This is a genomic window from Pseudomonas sp. SWRI99 (assembly GCF_014270125.1).
Taxonomy (GTDB): Bacteria; Pseudomonadota; Gammaproteobacteria; order Pseudomonadales; family Pseudomonadaceae; genus Aquipseudomonas; species Aquipseudomonas hamedanensis.
The window spans coordinates 67,424-85,449 of the sequence record NZ_JABWQR010000015.1 but is presented as its reverse complement, the minus strand read 5'-3'; the positions used below and the strand labels follow the sequence as shown (position 1 = coordinate 85,449).

General features: G+C 60.0%; 16 protein-coding genes. 10 read left to right on the top strand and 6 right to left on the bottom strand.

What is annotated here, in order from left to right:
* Window positions 1-35 precede the first annotated feature (35 nt).
* The 9 genes from HU743_RS14255 (at window position 36) to HU743_RS14215 (ending at window position 10,266) form a co-directional block, all read left to right on the top strand.
* On the top strand, window positions 36-1,718 hold the full coding sequence (locus HU743_RS14255) for an NAD(P)/FAD-dependent oxidoreductase (protein WP_186631422.1): 1,683 nt from the start codon (window positions 36-38) through the stop codon (window positions 1,716-1,718).
* Window positions 1,719-1,730: 12 nt separating this feature from the next.
* Window positions 1,731-2,525 (top strand): carbon-nitrogen hydrolase family protein, encoded by a 795-nt coding sequence (locus HU743_RS14250; RefSeq protein WP_186649319.1) that lies wholly within the window; start codon window positions 1,731-1,733, stop codon window positions 2,523-2,525.
* A gap of 38 nt (window positions 2,526-2,563) precedes the next feature.
* The gene (gene pqqF, locus HU743_RS14245; protein WP_186649317.1) at window positions 2,564-4,975 is read left to right on the top strand and encodes a pyrroloquinoline quinone biosynthesis protein PqqF; all 2,412 of its coding nucleotides are present in this window, start codon (window positions 2,564-2,566) and stop codon (window positions 4,973-4,975) included.
* Between the two features lie 156 nt (window positions 4,976-5,131).
* A complete protein-coding gene (gene pqqA / locus HU743_RS14240; RefSeq protein WP_003444522.1) occupies window positions 5,132-5,206 on the top strand; it encodes a pyrroloquinoline quinone precursor peptide PqqA in 75 nt (24 codons plus the stop codon).
* An 81-nt stretch (window positions 5,207-5,287) separates the two neighbouring features.
* Window positions 5,288-6,199: a pyrroloquinoline quinone biosynthesis protein PqqB gene (gene pqqB, locus HU743_RS14235; protein WP_186649314.1), complete on the top strand. Its 912-nt coding sequence runs from the start codon at window positions 5,288-5,290 to the stop codon at window positions 6,197-6,199.
* A 136-nt stretch (window positions 6,200-6,335) separates the two neighbouring features.
* The gene (gene pqqC / locus HU743_RS14230; protein WP_186649311.1) at window positions 6,336-7,088 is read left to right on the top strand and encodes a pyrroloquinoline-quinone synthase PqqC; all 753 of its coding nucleotides are present in this window, start codon (window positions 6,336-6,338) and stop codon (window positions 7,086-7,088) included.
* Window positions 7,085-7,360 carry a pyrroloquinoline quinone biosynthesis peptide chaperone PqqD gene (pqqD, locus tag HU743_RS14225; RefSeq protein ID WP_186550876.1) on the top strand — a complete coding sequence of 92 codons (276 nt, stop codon included), beginning with the start codon at window positions 7,085-7,087 and terminating at the stop codon, window positions 7,358-7,360. Before pqqC ends, pqqD begins: the two co-directional genes overlap by 4 nt.
* Window positions 7,332-8,492 carry a pyrroloquinoline quinone biosynthesis protein PqqE gene (gene pqqE / locus HU743_RS14220; protein WP_186649308.1) on the top strand — a complete coding sequence of 387 codons (1,161 nt, stop codon included), beginning with the start codon at window positions 7,332-7,334 and terminating at the stop codon, window positions 8,490-8,492. The genes pqqD and pqqE overlap by 29 nt, the downstream gene beginning before the upstream one ends.
* On the top strand, window positions 8,458-10,266 hold the full coding sequence (locus HU743_RS14215; protein WP_186649305.1) for a S9 family peptidase: 1,809 nt from the start codon (window positions 8,458-8,460) through the stop codon (window positions 10,264-10,266). Before pqqE ends, HU743_RS14215 begins: the two co-directional genes overlap by 35 nt.
* Window positions 10,267-10,376: 110 nt before the next feature.
* Here HU743_RS14215 and HU743_RS14210 read toward each other — a convergent pair whose 3' ends face one another.
* The 4 genes from HU743_RS14210 to HU743_RS14195 all read right to left on the bottom strand — a co-directional run bounded on the left by HU743_RS14210 (window position 10,377) and on the right by HU743_RS14195 (window position 12,833).
* The gene (locus HU743_RS14210; RefSeq protein WP_003228885.1) at window positions 10,377-10,535 is read right to left on the bottom strand and encodes a YqaE/Pmp3 family membrane protein; all 159 of its coding nucleotides are present in this window, start codon (window positions 10,533-10,535) and stop codon (window positions 10,377-10,379) included.
* A 95-nt stretch (window positions 10,536-10,630) separates the two neighbouring features.
* Entirely contained in the window at window positions 10,631-10,951 is a 321-nt protein-coding gene (locus HU743_RS14205) for a DNA-binding transcriptional regulator (RefSeq protein WP_186649303.1), read from the bottom strand.
* Window positions 10,929-11,300 carry a type II toxin-antitoxin system RelE/ParE family toxin gene (locus HU743_RS14200; protein WP_186649300.1) on the bottom strand — a complete coding sequence of 124 codons (372 nt, stop codon included), beginning with the start codon at window positions 11,298-11,300 and terminating at the stop codon, window positions 10,929-10,931. Before HU743_RS14200 ends, HU743_RS14205 begins: the two co-directional genes overlap by 23 nt.
* A gap of 249 nt (window positions 11,301-11,549) precedes the next feature.
* Window positions 11,550-12,833 (bottom strand): aminotransferase class III-fold pyridoxal phosphate-dependent enzyme, encoded by a 1,284-nt coding sequence (locus HU743_RS14195; protein WP_186649298.1) that lies wholly within the window; start codon window positions 12,831-12,833, stop codon window positions 11,550-11,552.
* Window positions 12,834-13,002: 169 nt separating this feature from the next.
* Between HU743_RS14195 and HU743_RS14190 the strand changes: the two genes are divergently transcribed.
* Window positions 13,003-13,917, top strand: coding sequence for a LysR family transcriptional regulator (locus HU743_RS14190; protein ID WP_186631448.1), 915 nt, complete (start codon window positions 13,003-13,005; stop codon window positions 13,915-13,917).
* A gap of 228 nt (window positions 13,918-14,145) precedes the next feature.
* On the opposite strand, the gene HU743_RS14185 is transcribed toward HU743_RS14190, so the two are convergent.
* Window positions 14,146-15,924 (bottom strand): acyl-CoA dehydrogenase C-terminal domain-containing protein, encoded by a 1,779-nt coding sequence (locus tag HU743_RS14185; protein ID WP_186621035.1) that lies wholly within the window; start codon window positions 15,922-15,924, stop codon window positions 14,146-14,148.
* 262 nt (window positions 15,925-16,186) lie between these two features.
* Window positions 16,187-17,983: an acyl-CoA dehydrogenase C-terminal domain-containing protein gene (locus HU743_RS14180; protein WP_186649295.1), complete on the bottom strand. Its 1,797-nt coding sequence runs from the start codon at window positions 17,981-17,983 to the stop codon at window positions 16,187-16,189.
* Window positions 17,984-18,026: the final 43 nt, after the last annotated feature.

Below are 18,026 nucleotides of genomic sequence, written 5' to 3'. Positions count from 1 at the left end.
CGAATCCTGCGTCGGGTCGCCAGTAAGGTCAGCCAATGAACAAGAACAATCGCCATCCTGCAGACGGCAAGAAACCTGTCACGATTTTCGGCCCGGACTTTCCTTTCGCGTTTGACGACTGGATCGAGCACCCCGCCGGCCTGGGCAGTATTCCTGAGCATAACCATGGCGCCGAAGTGGCAATTGTCGGCGCGGGCATTGCCGGTCTGGTGGCTGCGTATGAACTGATGAAACTCGGTTTGAAGCCGGTGGTGTACGAGGCATCGAAGCTCGGCGGCCGTCTGCGCTCGCAAGCCTTCAACGGCACCGACGCCATCGTCGCGGAGCTCGGCGGCATGCGTTTCCCGGTGTCTTCCACGGCGTTCTATCACTACGTCGACAAGCTCGGTCTGGAAACCAAACCTTTCCCGAACCCGCTGACGGGTGCTTCAGGCAGCACCGTGATCGACCTGGAAGGCGAGACCTATTACGCAGAAAGCCTGAAGGATCTTCCAGCATTGTTTCAGGAAGTGGCAGACGCTTGGGCGGATGCGCTGGAGGCCGGTTCGCAGTTCTCCGACATCCAGCAAGCCATTCGCGACCGCGATGTGCCGCGCCTGAAAGAGTTGTGGAACAAGCTTGTGCCGCTGTGGGACGACCGGACCTTTTACGACTTTGTCGCGACCTCGAAAGCCTTCGCCAAATTGTCGTTCCAGCACCGTGAAGTGTTCGGTCAGGTCGGTTTCGGCACCGGCGGCTGGGACTCTGACTTTCCCAACTCCATGCTGGAAATTTTCCGCGTAGTGATGACCAACTGCGATGATCACCAACACCTGGTGGTCGGCGGCGTCGAGCAGGTGCCACAAGGCATCTGGCGCCATGTGCCGGAGCGCTGCGTGCACTGGCCCGCGGGCACCAGTCTGAAATCCCTGCACCGTGGCGCACCGCGTTCCGGTGTGAAAAAAATTGCCCATGCCCCGGGTGGCCGCTTCGCCGTTACCGACAACAACGGTGACACCCGCGAATACGCCGCCGTGCTGACTACCTGCCAGAGCTGGCTGCTGACCACGCAGATCGAATGCGACGAAACCCTGTTCTCGCAGAAGATGTGGATGGCTCTCGACCGCACGCGCTACATGCAGTCGTCGAAGACTTTCGTGATGGTCGATCGGCCATTCTGGAAGGACAAGGACCCCGAGACCGGCCGCGACCTGATGAGCATGACCCTCACCGATCGCCTGACCCGTGGCACCTACCTGTTCGACAACGGCGACGACAAGCCGGGCGTGATTTGCCTGTCCTATTCATGGATGAGCGACGCGTTGAAAATGCTCCCGCATCCGGTGGAAAAACGCGTTGAGCTGGCGTTGAACGCGTTGAAAAAGATCTACCCGAAAGTCGACATCGCCGCACGCATCATCGGCGATCCGATCACCGTGTCATGGGAGGCCGATCCGTATTTCCTCGGTGCCTTCAAAGGCGCGCTGCCGGGCCATTACCGCTACAACCAGCGCATGTACGCGCACTTCATGCAGGACGAGATGCCGGCCGAGCAGCGCGGGATTTTCATCGCCGGCGACGATGTGTCGTGGACGCCGGCGTGGGTCGAAGGCGCGGTGCAGACTTCGCTCAATGCGGTATGGGGAATCATGAACCACTTCGGCGGGTCCACACATAAAGAGAACCCCGGCCCGGGTGATGTGTTCAAAGACATCGGCCCTATCGCCCTGCCCGAGTAAGAGGAATCCCTGATGCGTGTAGCCGTTTACCAATGTCCGCCGTTACCACTCGACCCCGTCGCCAACCTGCATCGCCTGCATCAAGTGGCGATGGAGGCCAAGGGCGCTGATCTGCTGGTGCTGCCGGAGATGTTCATGACCGGCTACAACATCGGCGCCGAAGCGGTCAGCACCCTGGCCGAGGTCTACAACGGTGAATGGGCGCAGCAGATCGGCCGGATAGCCAAGGCTGCCGGCCTGGCGACCGTGTACGGTTACCCCGAGCGCACCGCTGACGGGCAGATTTACAACGCTGTGCAACTGATCGACGCGCACGGCGAGCGCCTGTGCAATTACCGCAAATCGCATCTGTTCGGCGACCTCGACCGGTCTATGTTCAGCCCTGGCGATGCGGAGTTGCCGGTGGTTGAACTGAACGGCTGGAAGCTCGGGTTCCTGATCTGCTACGACCTGGAATTTCCTGAAAACACTCGTCGTCTGGCCTTGGCCGGCGCCGAGCTGATTGTGGTGCCGACAGCAAACATGATTCCGTTCGACTTCGTCGCCGATGTCACCGTGCGTGCCCGCGCCTTCGAAAACCAGTGCTATGTGGCTTACGCCAATTACTGCGGGCATGAAGGCGATATTCAGTACTGCGGGCAAAGCAGCCTCGCCGCGCCGGACGGCAGCCGTATCGCTCTGGCAGGTCTGGACGAAGCGTTGATCGTTGGCGAACTGGACCGACAACTGATGAACGATTCACGCCAGGCCAACCGCTATCTCAGCGATCGCCGTCCAGAGCTTTACGGCGCGCTCAACCGGCGCTAATCCGCTAGCATGGGCACTTCACTGTTCTGGAAGTGCCCATGCCTGCGCCGACTCACCCCCGCCCCCACACTGAAACCCTGGCCAACGGCCTGCGCGTGACCCTGCGCCATGTGCCGGGCCTCAAGCGCAGTGCCGCCGCATTGCGGGTGGCCGCTGGCAGCCACGACGTGTCGCTGGCATGGCCGGGGCTGGCGCATTTTCTTGAGCACTTGCTGTTCCTCGGCACCGAGCGTTTTCCCACAGACGAAGGGCTGATGGCCTACGTGCAACGTCACGGCGGGCAGGTGAATGCCAGCACCCGCGAACGCACCACGGATTTTTTCTTCGAGTTGCCTGTGTCGTCCTTCAGCGCGGGGCTCGAGCGTCTGTCAGACATGCTCGCCCGGCGACGTATGAATCTGGACGATCAACTGCGTGAACGGGAAGTGCTGCAGGCCGAATTCGTCGCCTGGTCGCAGGATCCGACAGCGCAACAGCAGTTTGCCTTGTATGAAGGTTTACCAGCGGAGCATCCGTTGCGCGGTTTTCATGCGGGCAATCGGGACAGCTTGCAGGTCGAATCGCCTGGGTTTCAGTCGGCGCTGAAAGATTTCCATCAGCGGTTTTATCGAACCGGGCAAATGAACCTCAGTCTGGTCGGTCCGCAGAGTATTGATGAATTGCGGGAGTTGGCGCGGCAATTCGCAGCGGTGTTGCCGGTTGGGGATAAAGTGGCCCAGGCCGCACCGCCACCGCTGACGGTGAAAAGTTATCAACAGGTTGGCGCTCACGCGAACCTGTTATTCGCTTTCGAGGCTTTGCCCCAGTCATCCGCCGAGGCGATGGCCTTTCTCTGCCATTGGTTGAACAGCGCCAAAACCGGTGGATTGCTCGCGCATTTGCGCCAGCAAAAACTGGCCGATGGTTTGAATGCCACGCCGCTCTACCAGTTTGCCGGGCAAGCGCTGCTGCATCTTCAATTCCATGCCGACGGCGAGCACTTGAACGCCATTCACGAACAGCTGATGGATTGGCTGAGCTTCTTCGCCCGTCAGGACTGGACGCCGTTGCGCGAGGAATACGCCGCCCTGCTTCAGCGCCAGCAGCAAGTCCGCGGCGCGTTGCAACTGGCGCGAATCGACGTCGAGCAGCATGCATTCGGCCTGTCCGAATCGGCTGCCGCCGCGCTTGAGCGCATCCTGCAGGAAATCGGCGTGGTGGATAACTTCAGCGATCAGTGGCACCTGCCCGCAGCCAATCCTTTCTTGCGCGCCAGTGAACCGCTGGTCAACGCCGGGCTGATTCGCGGCCAGACCAGCGCCCACCGTGGCCTGCGCACCTTCGCCCAGGATCGCTCGCGCAGCCGTCGCGAACGGTCGCCTATGCAGTTCAGCCAGACGCTGCCGGACTGCGGCGATGAAGGCGCGATTTATCTGCGTTGGCAGGTCGAGGCGGCAGCCAGCGTCGATCTGCGTTCAAGATTACAGCGCAGTCTGCAGCAAACCCGGCAAGACGCGTCCGAAGCCGGCGTGGAGTTGTCTTTCAGCGCCGCAGGTAACCAATGGCTGCTGAAGATGACCGGACTTCAGGAACCGATGCCTAGCATCCTTGAGCATGCGCTGAAATGTCTGACGATGATCGAAGCCGTTTCGCCGCGCGATGAGCTACAGATACCGTCGATGCCGATCCGCCAACTACTCGAAGCGTTGCCGGAAAAATGCCTGCCCACGACTGAAACCAGCGATGACGCCAATCAGCTGTGGACAACTTCGCGCTGGGACGGCCTCGCTCTAGGGCAAAATCAACAGACCCAGTCAGCCATGGGTCTGGCGCTGAGCCGCATTCCCGGCACGCCGGACACTCAGCTACCGGTGACACCGATCACCCAAGGCCAGTACCAATGGAGCCAGATCAACACGGCCTCCAGCGAACACGCCTTGCTGCTGATCTGCCCGACTGCCAGCCGCGACATCGCTGATGAAGCAGCATGGCGCCTTCTGGCTCAGTTGTGCCAGACGCCTTTTTATCAGCGCCTGCGTGTCGAACTGCAATTGGGTTACGCCGTATTCAGCGCGCTGCGCCAGTTGTACGGCAAGACTGCGATTGTCTTTGGCGTGCAATCGCCGACGACGGCGGCGGGCAAGTTGCTCGAATACATTCAGGAGTTTTTCAACGGCATTCCCGCGTTGATCGAAACGCTCGATGAAGCAAGCCTCAAGCAGCAGCGCCAAAGCCTCGCCGATCAGTTCGACGACGCCACGTTTTCCACTAAGGATGCTGCCGAGTTGCTGTGGCAGGGCAAACTCGCTGGCCATTCGTCGGATTACCGTGAGCAGTTGGTCGCGGCGATCCAACAGCTGAATCGCCAGGCTTTGCTCGATGCTGCGCAACGTCTGATCAATGCCGAGGGCGGTTGGCATTGCCTGGCCAATGAATCGATGCCGGACGCGCCGTGGCAAGCGGCAAACTGATCATTACCGAGGCCGCAAAGAGCTTTCTCAAAGATTCAGGGGTCATCGCGCTGAAATTTTGAGTAACATAGCCGCCTAACTAATTGGAACATCGTCGCGCTGCCGTGGACTATACCTATGGATAGCGCTATCCCAACCCACAGAAGGAGACACCTCATGGCCTGGACCAAACCTGCTTACACCGACCTGCGTATCGGCTTCGAAGTCACCATGTACTTCGCCAGCCGCTGAGTTCTGCTTACGTAGAATTGCAGTGCAACGCCTCGGCTCGCCGGGGCGTTTTATTTTCCGCGTTGAAATGATGGAGCGTTCATGTTCGTCCAGATTCTGGGTTCGGCCGCCGGTGGCGGTTTTCCGCAGTGGAACTGCAACTGCGTCAACTGCGCAGGCTTTCGCGACGGCAGCCTGAATGCCAAGGCCCGCACCCAATCGTCCATCGCCCTTTCCGATGACGGTGTGAACTGGGTGCTGTGCAACGCCTCGCCGGACATCCGCGCGCAACTGCAAAGCTTTGCCCCGATGCAACCGGGCCGCGCCCTGCGTGACACCGGCATCAGCGCGATCATCCTGATGGACAGCCAGATCGACCACACCACCGGCCTGCTCAGCCTGCGCGAAGGCTGCCCGCATCAGGTCTGGTGCACAGACATGGTCCACGAAGACCTGAGCACCGGTTTCCCCCTGTTCAAGATGCTCACGCACTGGAACGGCGGTTTGAACTGGAACCGTATCGAACTCGATCAGAGCTTCACCGTCGCGGCATGCCCGAACCTGCGCTTCACGCCGCTGCCGCTGCGCAGCGCCGCACCGCCGTATTCGCCGCACCGTTTCGATCCACATCCGGGTGACAACATCGGTTTGATCGTCGAAGACCTCAACACAGGTGGCAAGCTGTTCTACGCGCCGGGCCTGGGCAAGGTCGATGCGCCGCTGCTGGAAATCATGGCGGGCAGCGATTGCCTGTTGGTCGACGGCACGCTGTGGGACGACGACGAAATGCAGCGCCGTGGCGTCGGCACCCGCACCGGTCGCGAAATGGGCCACCTGGCGCAGAACGGCCCCGGCGGCATGCTCGAAGTGCTGGAGCAGTTGCCTGAACAGCGCAAGGTGCTTATCCACATCAACAACACCAACCCGATTCTTGATGAGGATTCGCCGCAGCGCGCGGAGCTGGCGCGGCGTAATGTTGAGGTGGCGTTTGATGGCATGAGTATTGTGCTGTAGCGCATGACCCCTTCGCGAGCAGGCTCGCTCCCACAGGGGTTTTGTCTACGCCGCAGATCCAATTTTGGAGCGAGCTTGCTCGCGAAAGCGCCCGACCAGACTCCACAGAATCCAATGGTTGTTCCGGAGAACAAACATGCCCGACACGCCAATGTCCCCCGCCGAATTCGAAGCGGCCCTGCGCGCCAAAGGCGCCTATTACCACATCTACCACCCCTACCACGTGGCGATGTACGAAGGCCGGGCGACCCGCGAGCAGATTCAGGGCTGGGTCGCCAACCGTTTCTACTATCAGGTGAACATCCCCCTGAAAGACGCGGCGATTCTCGCCAACTGCCCGGATCGGGAAATCCGCCGCGAGTGGATTCAGCGCTTGCTCGACCACGACGGCGCGCCCGGTGAAGACGGCGGTATCGAAGCCTGGCTGCGTCTGGGCCAGGCCGTCGGCCTCGATCCGGACCAGTTGCGCTCTCAGGAACTGGTGCTACCCGGCGTGCGATTCGCCGTCGATGCCTACGTCAACTTCGCCCGCCGCGCCAGTTGGCAGGAAGCCGCCAGCAGCTCGCTGACCGAGCTGTTCGCGCCGCAGATCCACCAATCGCGCCTCGACAGTTGGCCGCAGCATTACCCGTGGATCGACCCGGCCGGCTACGAATATTTCCGCACCCGCCTCGGTCAGGCGCGCCGTGACGTCGAGCATGGTCTGGCGATCACGCTGGAACACTACAAGACCCGCGAAGGCCAGGAGCGCATGCTGGAAATTCTCCAGTTCAAACTGGACATTCTTTGGAGCATGCTCGATGCCATGAGCATGGCCTACGAACTGAACCGTCCGCCGTATCACAGCGTGACCGAACAACGGGTCTGGCATAAAGGAATCACCGTATGAGTTTCGACCGCACCTGGACACCGAAATGGCGCCCCGGCTACCGGTTTCAGTACGAACCGGCGCAGAAAGGCCATGTGCTGTTGTATCCGGAGGGCATGATCAAACTGAACGACAGCGCCGCGCTGATCGGTGGCTTGATTGATGGCGAACGCGATGTTGCCGCGGTCATCGCCAAGCTCGAAGAGCAGTTTCCCGACGTGCCTGAGCTTGGTGATGACATCGAGCAATTCATGGAGGTTGCCCGTGCAGAGCACTGGATCACCCTTGACTGATCTGCCGGCCAAACCTGAAGTCGGTCTGCCGCTGTGGCTGCTCGCCGAGCTGACTTACCGCTGCCCGCTGCAATGCCCATACTGCTCCAATCCACTGGATTTCGCCGAGCAGGGCAAAGAGCTGACGACCGAACAGTGGATCAAGGTTTTCCGTGAAGCGCGGGAGATGGGCGCCGCGCAACTGGGCTTTTCCGGTGGCGAACCGTTGGTGCGCCAGGACCTCGCCGAGCTGATTCACGAAGCACGGCAGTTGGGTTTCTACACCAACCTGATCACCTCTGGTATCGGTCTGACCGAGCAGAAAATCAGCGATTTCAAAAAGGCCGGGCTCGATCACATACAGATCAGCTTCCAGGCCAGTGACGAGCAAGTGAACAACCTGCTCGCCGGCTCGAAAAAAGCCTTCGCGCAGAAGCTGGAAATGGCGCGGGCGGTAAAGGCCCACGGCTATCCGATGGTGCTGAACTTCGTCACCCATCGGCACAACATCGACAAGATCGACCGCATCATCGAGCTGTGCATTGCGTTGGAAGCCGACTTCGTCGAACTCGCCACCTGCCAGTTCTACGGCTGGGCACAGCTCAATCGAGTCGGCTTGTTGCCCACCCAGGAACAATTGGTCCGCGCCGAACGCATCACCAACGAATACCGGGCGAAACTGGAAGCCGAAGGGCATCCGTGCAAGCTGATTTTCGTCACACCGGACTACTACGAAGAACGCCCGAAAGCCTGCATGAACGGCTGGGGCAGTATTTTCCTGACCGTGACCCCGGACGGCACCGCCCTGCCCTGCCATGGCGCCCGTCAGTTGCCGGTGCAGTTTCCCAACGTGCGCGATCACAGCATGCAACACATCTGGTACGACTCGTTCGGCTTCAACCGCTTTCGCGGTTACGACTGGATGCCCGAACCGTGCCGGTCCTGCGATGAAAAAGAGCAGGACTTCGGCGGCTGCCGCTGCCAGGCCTTCATGCTCACCGGCGATGCCAGCAACGCCGACCCGGTGTGCAGCAAGTCGGAACATCACGGCGTGATTCTCAAGGCCCGCGAAGAAGCCGAGCACGCCACTCAAACCATCGAACAACTGGCCTTTCGCAATGAACGAAACTCGCGCCTCATCGCCAAGGGCTGAGCCTTTCAGCGCCGCCCAAGCCGTCGCCGCCGGGACCGACTTCGCCGAATTGCAGCTCGGCGCCCACGGCTTGTTCTGGAATGAATATCGCCCCGAGGATGCGGCCTGCCGCATCTGGCATTGGCGCGATGGCGTGGCGAAACGTCTGACACCCGATGGCTTCAGCGTACGCAGCCGTGTGTACGAATACGGCGGCGGAGCGTTTTGTCTGACGCCTGATGGTGTGGTTTTCGTCAATGAAGCGGATCAACAGCTGTATCGGCAGACGCTGGAGAGTGGGCCGCAAGCGCTGACTTCGGCTGATTGCCGTTATGGCGATCTGCATTTCGCCAATGGTCGGATCCTGGCAGTCGAAGAGCAGCAGGATCAGCATCGCCTGGTGGCAATCGATCTGGTGAGCGGCGCACGGCAGGTCCTGGCCGAGGGCGCCGATTTTTATGCGGCGCCGACGCTCAGCCCGGATGGCCAGCGTCTGGCATGGGTCGAGTGGAGCCGGCCGCATCAGCCGTGGACCTCGACACGCCTGATGATCGCTGACGGTGATTTTTCAGTGCCTCGCTGTGTCGCCGGCGACCCGATGGAAGAGTCGATCCAGCAGCCGCGTTTTGACGCCCATGGCCGTTTGTATTGCCTGACTGATCGTGGCGGATTCTGGCAACCGTGGGGCGAAACGTGCGACGGACTGCAAGCGCTGTCCAGTGCCACAGCCGATCATGCGCCCGCGCCGTGGCAACTGGGCGGCTGCACCTGCTTACCTGTCGGCGATCGCGTGCTAGCCAGTTGGAGCGAAGGCGGCTTTGGCCGTTTGGCTCTCGGCAATCAAGACTTCACCGGCGATTACAGCCGCTTCCGTCATCTGGCGCTGGATGAGCAGTTTATCTACTGCATTGCCGCGTCACCGGTCAGCCCTTCTGCGGTGATTGCCATTGATCGAGCGACGGGCGCAGTGAACGTTTTGGCGGGTGGCGTGGCTCCATTGCCCGACGAACGCATCAGCCGCCCGCAAACCTTGCGCTATCCCAGCGGTTCGGGTGAGGCGCACGGCTTCTTTTATCCGGCCATGAGCGATGAGCCAAAACCGCCGCTGGTGGTGTTCATCCACGGCGGCCCGACATCGGCCTGCTACCCGATACTCGATCCGCGCATTCAGTACTGGACACAACGTGGCTTCGCCGTCGCCGACCTCAACTATCGCGGCAGCAGCGGTTATGGCCGCGAATACCGCCAAGCGTTGCACCTGCGCTGGGGCGAGGTGGATGTCGAGGATGCTTGCGCGGTGGTCGGCTACCTGGCCGAACAGGGTTTGATCGACGGCAACAGCGCGTTTATTCGTGGTGGCAGCGCAGGCGGCTATACGACTTTGTGCGCACTGGCGTTCAGGCAGGTTTTCCGCGCTGGCGCCAGCCTCTACGGCGTCAGCGACCCGGTCGCTTTGGCCCGGGCAACGCACAAGTTCGAAGGCGATTATCTGGACTGGCTGATCGGCGATCCCGAGCAGGACGCCGAACGCTACGCCGCCCGCACCCCGCTGTTGCATGCGAACAACATTCGCGTGCCGGTGATTTTCTTTCAAGGTGAGCTGGATGCTGTGGTCGTGCCACAACAGACCCGCGATATGGTTGCGGCGCTGGAGCAAAACGGTATTGGCGTCGAAGCGCATTACTACCCCGACGAACGCCACGGCTTTCGCCGCGCGACCAATCAGGCGCATGCGCTGGAACAGGAGTGGACATTTTATCGGCGGGTAATGGGATCAGAGCTTGCTCAGAACTAGCGGTGCCTCATTCGCGAGCAGGCTCGCTCCCACATAGAATTTTTATACAACACAGATCCAGTGTGGGAGCGAGCCTGCTCGCGAAAGCTATCTAATCGACGCTGCCGAACTTAGCGCTTGGCAATGATATACACCGCATGCACGATGCCCGGAATGTAGCCACACAACGTCAGCAAAATGTTCAACCAGAACGCCCCGCCAAACCCGACCTGCAAAAACACGCCCAGTGGCGGCAACAGAATAGCGATGATGATGCGAATGAAATCCATGGGGCAGCTCCTGAATGGGGGTTGGCTCGCCTGAGCCATACAAGCTAATCGACCAGCGCCGTTCGTCAGGGTTCACTGCAATAGCTGCACCCGACTCAAGCCAGAATTTTCAGTCCATGTTTCTGCACGATGCTCAGCAACTTCAGAGCCATTCCGCTGGGATGTTTGTCACCCGACTCCCATTGTTTTACTGTCGATGCACTGGTGTTCAGATACCGTGCAAACACCGGTTGGCTGACTTTGTTGCGCTCGCGGAGTGCCTTTATTTCCTCGGCCGGGATCGCTGCAGGTAACGATGCCAGACAGGACTCATCGAACTCCCGCATCGTTGCCTTGCTAATGGCTCCGACAGCAAGTAACGCACCGGCTGATTCGTGTATCGATTCAAAGACTTCACTTTTGAATTTCTTGCTCATGAAATATCTCCACAAATTCCTTCATCGCCAACAAATCTCCGATTTGCTCTTCGGTCAGTCGCGCATAGGCCTTCGCCAACTTACGTAAATCCCTTAATTCAATTGGGGTGATATTGCTCTGATCCTGTTTGGCGAACAGTACCTGATAGATCCAATAATGCCCGCCCTTTGCCAAGACAATCGAACGGTGACGGTTAGCATTCAAACGCTTCTTCCACACGCCCCCGCCAAGATCGTCCGCTTGCCCCTGAAGCATCTGGAGAAACGCTCCTTGCAACTCCTCGTCGGTAATCCATGCCTTGCCGGCCTGTAAGGCAAAACGTTTGGTCTTGAACAGCCTGAATGGCATAGGTATCCCTTCCAAAAACATACCACCTAGTGGTACATATCGCAAAACAGCTTTTCGTCAATTTCGAGTGGGCCGCGCCCGCATCCTTTGCTGGCGTTTTCTAAAAGACCATTCGCGTCACAATCTCTCAAGCTCTAAATCCCATCTGCAAAACCCGGCCACAAAAAAACGCCCCACGCCAAAAGAATCAGGCGTGGGGCGTGCGTTATACCGCGAGACGGTTCTTTCAGTTCGGCAGTGCTTGCCCGCTCAGACGGCTATCCCCTTGCGGCATTGCATCTGTGCCGTGCGTACGCGGGAAAAAGCGCGACCCAACCGCAGAAGCATTTCATCGATGTTGGCTTTGCTGACGGTAAGGGCCGGAGTGAAGCGCAGGCAGTCGGCTTGCGCGGCGTTGAGTATCAGGCCTTCGTGCAGCGCGGCGTGAACGACGGCGTCGGCGCAGTTTTCGGACAGGGTCAGCCCATAAAACAGGCCTTGGCCGCGCAATTCGCCATGGCCGTAGCGCTGCGCCAATCGCGCCAAACCCGCGCGCAGATGCTCGCCGTTGTCATTGATCTGCTGGAGGAAGCTACGGTCGTGCACGCTGTCGAGTACCACCAGGCCGGCCGCGGTCATCAGTGCGTTGCCGTGATGCGTGCCGCCCAGTTCGCCGACGGCGAAGCAACAGGCCTTGCCGCGGGCCAACAGTGCCGCCAACGGCACACCGCCGCCCAAGCCTTTGCCAAGCACGACGATATCGGCGCGTACGCCATAGGACTGCTCGGCGAGCAGGGTGCCGCAACGCCCGATGCCGGTCTGCACTTCGTCGAGTATCAACAGAATGCCTAACTCGCGACACAGTCGCTCGACGCCTTTGAGATAGTGCTCGGTCGCCGGTACAACGCCGGCATCGCTCTGGATCGGCTCAAGCATGATCGCTACGGTCTGCGCATCGACCGCCGCATGCAGTGCTGGCAAGTCGTTGAAGGGTACCGGATCGAAACCCGGTAGCAACGGCGCAAAACGATTGTGCAGATTGTCGCTGTCCGATGCCGAGAGCGTCGCCAGGCTGCGCCCATGGCAACCTTGCTTCGCGACGATGATGCGCGAGGCACCGCCGCGGTGCAGTTGCCCCCATTTGCGCGCCAGTTTGATCGCGGCTTCACAGGCTTCGCTGCCGCTGTTGAGCAGATACGCCTGATCGCTGGCGGTGCTGGCGCACAGGCGTTCGGCCAGGCTGAGCATGCCGCGATTGTGCAGATTGAAACCGGGATTGATCAGCGCCTGAGCCTGGCTGGCGATCGCCTTGACCAGTGCCGAAGGGCTATGGCCAAGGCTGTTCGCACCGCCGGCCTGGGAGAAATCCAGATAGGCACGGTCGCGACTGTCCCACAGCCAGGAGCCCTGCCCGCGAACGAAGACCTGTCGGGGACGTTCGACGCTGGGCATCAGCCGCTCGGCGCTCAGCGTATCGCTGTCTGCCGATTGCGCAACCTCGCTGGCGAGGTCATCAAGACTCGGCGCCTGACGCCGCAAACTGAACAGATTCATGGATAAAAACCTCGCTTGAGGTTTTTTGAACTGCCTATGTAAAGACTCGGTATGCGAACGCTATTCATCGCGCTTTCTGGCCCTGTAAGCCTTACGAATACGGTTAGACTAGGCTCACGGGCGGCTTCAGGCCATTTCGATTTCCCAGCATTTTCGATAAGCATAACTTATGGATTTCAAGCAACTGCGTTATTTCGTCGCGGTCTACGAGGAAGGTCATGTCGGCCGCGCCGCAGAACGCCTGTCGATCTCGCAACCGGCGCTGTCACAGCAGATCCGCCAACTCGAACAAAACCTCGACGTCAGCCTGTTCGAACGCAGCAGCAAGCGCCTGTTGCCGACCCTCGCCGCGCACACGTTGTACAACCACGCGTTGCCACTGCTTGATGGCTTGCAGCGAGCGCGCGAGGCGTTGGGCAATTTCAAGGGGCAGGCACTGCGCACGTTGGCGATCGGTGTGCTGCAAACGGTGCACACCAGCCTCGTGCCGCAGATGCTTGAACGCGTGCGCAAGGCGCAGCCGCATCTGGTGGTGCAGATCTATGAACTGACCGGGCTGGAGATCGAGCGGCGTTTGCTCAACGGTTCACTGGACATCGGCATCAGCTATTTGCCGCCGCGCCAACCGGGTCTGCATGGCGTGCAGCTCTACGAAGACGAGCTGACGCTCGTCATCCCGGCAGATCATCCTTTGCGCGAATTCAAGAAAGTCTCGATGCGCCAAGCGGCGGAACTGCCGATGTTGTTGCTGGGTGAAGAGTTCCAGATCCGTCAGATCTGGCAGGCACAACTGAGCAGCCTCGGGCGTCGCCCGCAAGTGCAGGCGGAGCTGAATAACATGCTGGGGATTCTCGACAGTTTGCCGCACACCAAACTGGCGACCGTGCTGCCGGGACGCTCGCAAAAGGAGTACGACGATCAGGCGCTGCTGTGGAAACCGCTGAGCGAACCACGGGTGCCGCTGCAAGTCGGCCTGGTGTGCCGCGACGTACAACGCCAGCAGGCCTCGTTGGCACTGCTGCGCACGTTACTCGAAGAAGTGATGAGCCGCGAAGTGAAGCCGGCGCTTGATCCACGGGTCTGAACACTTTTTTCCAGACAAAAGAAAACCCCGCCGAAGCGGGGCTTTGCAGACTGTTTCCCTGACATCCATTTCACTCCGCCACCCTGGCAGAATCCTACGTGTCCGTGTTGTTACTTTGCGCTTCCTGCGCGACGTCCATGAAATGTAGAGTAGCTCTGGATCCAATCCTCGCCTATGGGAGAACAGCAGCACGTCGTGTAAGAAAATGCTTACACGGCGCGCACGGGTTCAGAACTGCGCCGCATCCAGCAGGAACAGGGATTCGCTACCAGCCTTTACCGACGCGCTCAAGGAGTGGATACGCGGCAGCAGACGGGCGAAATAGAAGCGCGCGGTGCCTAGCTTGCTGGCGTAGAAATCGTCTTGGGTTTCCTTGCCCAGCGAAGCCTTGGCCATCAACGCCCACATATAGGCGTAAGCGGTGTAGCCGAACGCTTGCAAATATTCGACCGATGCCGCGCCGATTTCGTTCGGATTGTTTTTCGCCCGGTCCAGCAGCCATGCGGTCAGCTCGTCGAGGGTATCGACAGCGTCGTTCAGCGGCTTGGTGAACTCGCCCAGATCGGCACTGGCGGTTGCGGTGAAGTGGCGGATCTCATCGGCGAACAGCTTGTAGAACGCACCGCCGCTGCCGACGATCTTGCGCCCGACCAGGTCCAGCGCCTGGATGCCGTTGGTGCCTTCGTAGATCTGCGTGATGCGCACGTCACGCACCAGTTGCTCCTGGCCCCACTCGCGGATGTAACCGTGGCCGCCAAAGATCTGCTGACCGTGAACCGTGGTTTCCAGTCCCAGGTCGGTCAGGAATGCCTTGGCGACGGGCGTCAGCAATGCCACCAGATCCTCGGCACGCTTGCGGGTGGTCGGGTCTTCGCTGAACTTCGCGGTGTCGAGCTGCATCGCCACATACGTGGAGAACGCACGGCCGCCTTCGTTCGAGGCTTTCATGGTCAACAGCATGCGCCGTACGTCCGGGTGGACGATGATCGGGTCAGCGACCTTGTCCTTGTTTTGCGCACCGGTCGGCGAACGGCTTTGCAGACGGTCGCGCGCGTATTCGACGGCGTTCTGATAAGAGCGCTCGCCGGTTGCCAGGCCCTGAATGCCGACGCCCAAACGCTCGTAGTTCATCATGGTGAACATCGCAGCCAGGCCTTTGTTCGGCTCGCCGACCAGATAACCGACCGCTTCGTCGAAATTCATCACGCAGGTCGCCGAAGCCTGGATGCCCATCTTGTGTTCGATCGAACCGCAATTGGCCGGGTTGCGCGCCCCCAGGCTGCCATCGGCATTGACCATGAACTTCGGCACCAGGAACAGCGAAATGCCCTTCGGACCGGCCGGGGCGTCCGGCAGCTTGGCCAGTACCAGGTGAATGATGTTTTCGGTGAGGTCGTGTTCGCCGCCGGTGATGAAGATTTTGGTGCCGCTGACCTTGTAGGAACCGTCAGCCTGAGGTTCGGCTTTGGTGCGAATGATCCCCAGATCGGTGCCGGCGTGCGGCTCGGTCAGACACATGGAACCGGCCCAGACGCCGGCGTACATGTTCGGCAGGTACGCCGCTTTCAGCTCTTCGCTGGCGTGGGCGTTGATCGACAGGCAGGCGCCGGCGGTCAGCATCGGGTAGAGACCGAAGGCCAGGCTGGCGGAGTTGACCATTTCTTCGACCTGCGCCGACACGGCTTTGGGCATGCCCATGCCGCCGTAGGCCGGATCGCCGCCAACGCCGACCCAGCCGCCTTCGGCATAAGTCTGGTAGGCCTGTGGGAAACCGGCCGGTGTGGTGACGGCGCCGTCGGCCCAGTGACAGCCTTCTTCGTCAGCGGCGCGGCTTAAAGGCGCGATGCTTTTACTGGTGACCTTGCCGGCTTCTTCGAGAATCGCTTCAACGGTTTCGGCATCGACCGTCTCGGCCAGCGCCGGCAATTCGGCCCAGAGTTTGGCGACTTCGAACACTTCATTGAGGACGAAGCGCATATCACGCAGCGGCGCTTTGTAGTCAGCCATGGCAAACCTCGCAAGATCTAAACAGGTGGTTCGTGGAATGATGTTTTCGTTGAGCCTGAGTGTACCCCAACAACTTTTGCGACACATAGGGTCAACCGGTGACTGATTTGTTATTTTTAGTCATTAAGTTTGAGCGACACTAAAATGCTGCAAGGAAACCTGTGGCGAGGGAGCTTGCTCCCGCTCGGATGCGTAGCAGCCGCCAACCGGTGAGCGCTGCGCACTCAAGCGGGAGCAACCTCCCTCGCCACACAAAACGGTGTCAGAGCGCAAACGACTCCGCCGGCAAAGTCATCAGGCAATCACTTCCCGCCTCGATCGCCGCTTGATGCGTAGCCGTACGCGGCAACAAGCGCTTGAAGTAAAACTCGCAGGTCGCCAATTTACCGCGCAGATAATCCGCCTCCCCCTCGCCTGTCTCCAACTGAACCTGTGCCACCAGCGCCATGCGCAGCCACAAATACCCGAGGATGATGTAGCCGCTGTACATCAGGTAATCCACCGACGCGGCGCCGACTTCGTCCGGATTCTTCATGGCCGCCATGCCGACCTTCATTGTCAGGTCGCCCCACTGCTGATTCAGCGTATCAAGCTGCGCAACGAAGCTGCCCAGTTGCGGATGTTCGGCATTTGCCGCGCAGAACTTGTGAACGATTTTGGTAAAGCCACGCAGCAACTTGCCTTGACTGCCCAGCACTTTGCGTCCGAGCAAGTCCAGTGCCTGAATGCCGTTGGTGCCTTCATAGATCGGCGCAATGCGGCAATCTCGTACCAGTTGCTCCATGCCCCATTCGCGGATGAAACCGTGGCCACCGAAAATCTGCATGCCGAGGTTGGTCACTTCCAGCCCGGTGTCGGTCATGAACGCCTTGCAGATCGGCGTGAGGAACGCCAACAGGTCTTCAGCGTCCTGACGCGCCTCGGCATCTGCATTTAAATGGGCGACATCGAGCATTTGCGCAGTGAAGTAGGTCAGTGCGCGGTTGCCTTCGTTGAAAGCTTTCATCGTCAGCAACATCCGGCGCACGTCCGGGTGGACGATGATCGGGTCGGCGGGTTTATCCGGAGCCTTGGCGCCAGTCAGCGAGCGCATCTGCAGGCGGTCGTTGGCGTATCTGACTGCGCCCTGAAAACTCGCCTCGCCCAGACACAGCCCCTGCATGCCGGTGCCGAGCCGCGCGTGGTTCATCATGGTGAACATGCAGTTGAGGCCTTTGTTCGGCTCGCCGATCAAATAACCGATGGCGGCATCGAAATTCAACACGCAGGTGGCCGAAGCCTTGATACCCATTTTGTGCTCGATCGAGCCACAGGAAACGCCGTTGCGCTCGCCCGCTTCGCCTGCCGCATCCGGCAAGAATTTCGGCACGATAAACAGGGAAATGCCCTTCGTTCCGGCCGGCGCATCCGGCAGCTTGGCCAGTACCAGATGGATGATGTTGTCACTCAGATCATGTTCGCCGGCCGAGATGAAAATCTTGCTGCCGGTGATGGCGTAGCTGCCATTGGCCCGCGGTACCGCGCGAGTTTTGATAATGCCCAGATCGGTGCCGCAATGGGCTTCGGTCAGGCACATGGTGCCGGTCCATTGTCCGGCGGTGAGTTTGCTCAGGTAGGTGTCTTTCTGCTCCGCGGTGCCGTGGGCGTGAATCGCCGACATCGCGCCATGGGTCAGGCCCGGGTACATGCCCCATGAGGTATTGCTGGAGCCGACCATTTCGCTGATCACCAGCCCCAGCGAACTCGGCAGGCCCTGACCGCCGTAGGCCGGATCAGCGGCCAGGCCGTGCCAGCCGCCCTCGACGTATTGTGCGAAGGCTTGTTTGAAGCCTGTAGGCGTTGTCACCACACCGTTGTCGAAATGGCAGCCTTCCTCGTCACCACTGCGATTGATAGGTGCCAGAACGTTCTCGCAGAACTTCGCGCCCTCTTCGAGGATCGCGCTGATCATGTCAGGGCTGGCGTCATGCGCGCCCAGATTGGCGTAGTTGGCGTGGAAATCGAAGACGTGGTCGATCAGAAAACGCATGTCGCGCAGAGGCGCTTTGTACTCGGGCATGGTGGATTCTCCGTCAGCAGATTTTTCCAACCTACTGCCGGCC

What these genes read in the sequence shown, in the direction of transcription:
- HU743_RS14250 (WP_186649319.1), top strand. Translation starts at nt 1,731, where the DNA reads ATGCGTGTAGCCGTTTACCAATGTCCGCCGTTACCACTCGACCCCGTC.
- HU743_RS14255 (WP_186631422.1), top strand. Translation starts at nt 36, where the DNA reads ATGAACAAGAACAATCGCCATCCTGCAGACGGCAAGAAACCTGTCACG.
- HU743_RS14180 (WP_186649295.1), bottom strand. Translation starts at nt 17,983, where the DNA reads ATGCCCGAGTACAAAGCGCCTCTGCGCGACATGCGTTTTCTGATCGAC.
- HU743_RS14215 (WP_186649305.1), top strand. Translation starts at nt 8,458, where the DNA reads ATGAACGAAACTCGCGCCTCATCGCCAAGGGCTGAGCCTTTCAGCGCC.
- pqqF (WP_186649317.1), top strand. Translation starts at nt 2,564, where the DNA reads ATGCCTGCGCCGACTCACCCCCGCCCCCACACTGAAACCCTGGCCAAC.
- pqqD (WP_186550876.1), top strand. Translation starts at nt 7,085, where the DNA reads ATGAGTTTCGACCGCACCTGGACACCGAAATGGCGCCCCGGCTACCGG.
- pqqC (WP_186649311.1), top strand. Translation starts at nt 6,336, where the DNA reads ATGCCCGACACGCCAATGTCCCCCGCCGAATTCGAAGCGGCCCTGCGC.
- HU743_RS14205 (WP_186649303.1), bottom strand. Translation starts at nt 10,951, where the DNA reads ATGAGCAAGAAATTCAAAAGTGAAGTCTTTGAATCGATACACGAATCA.
- pqqB (WP_186649314.1), top strand. Translation starts at nt 5,288, where the DNA reads ATGTTCGTCCAGATTCTGGGTTCGGCCGCCGGTGGCGGTTTTCCGCAG.
- HU743_RS14200 (WP_186649300.1), bottom strand. Translation starts at nt 11,300, where the DNA reads ATGCCATTCAGGCTGTTCAAGACCAAACGTTTTGCCTTACAGGCCGGC.
- HU743_RS14195 (WP_186649298.1), bottom strand. Translation starts at nt 12,833, where the DNA reads ATGAATCTGTTCAGTTTGCGGCGTCAGGCGCCGAGTCTTGATGACCTC.
- HU743_RS14185 (WP_186621035.1), bottom strand. Translation starts at nt 15,924, where the DNA reads ATGGCTGACTACAAAGCGCCGCTGCGTGATATGCGCTTCGTCCTCAAT.
- HU743_RS14190 (WP_186631448.1), top strand. Translation starts at nt 13,003, where the DNA reads ATGGATTTCAAGCAACTGCGTTATTTCGTCGCGGTCTACGAGGAAGGT.
- HU743_RS14210 (WP_003228885.1), bottom strand. Translation starts at nt 10,535, where the DNA reads ATGGATTTCATTCGCATCATCATCGCTATTCTGTTGCCGCCACTGGGC.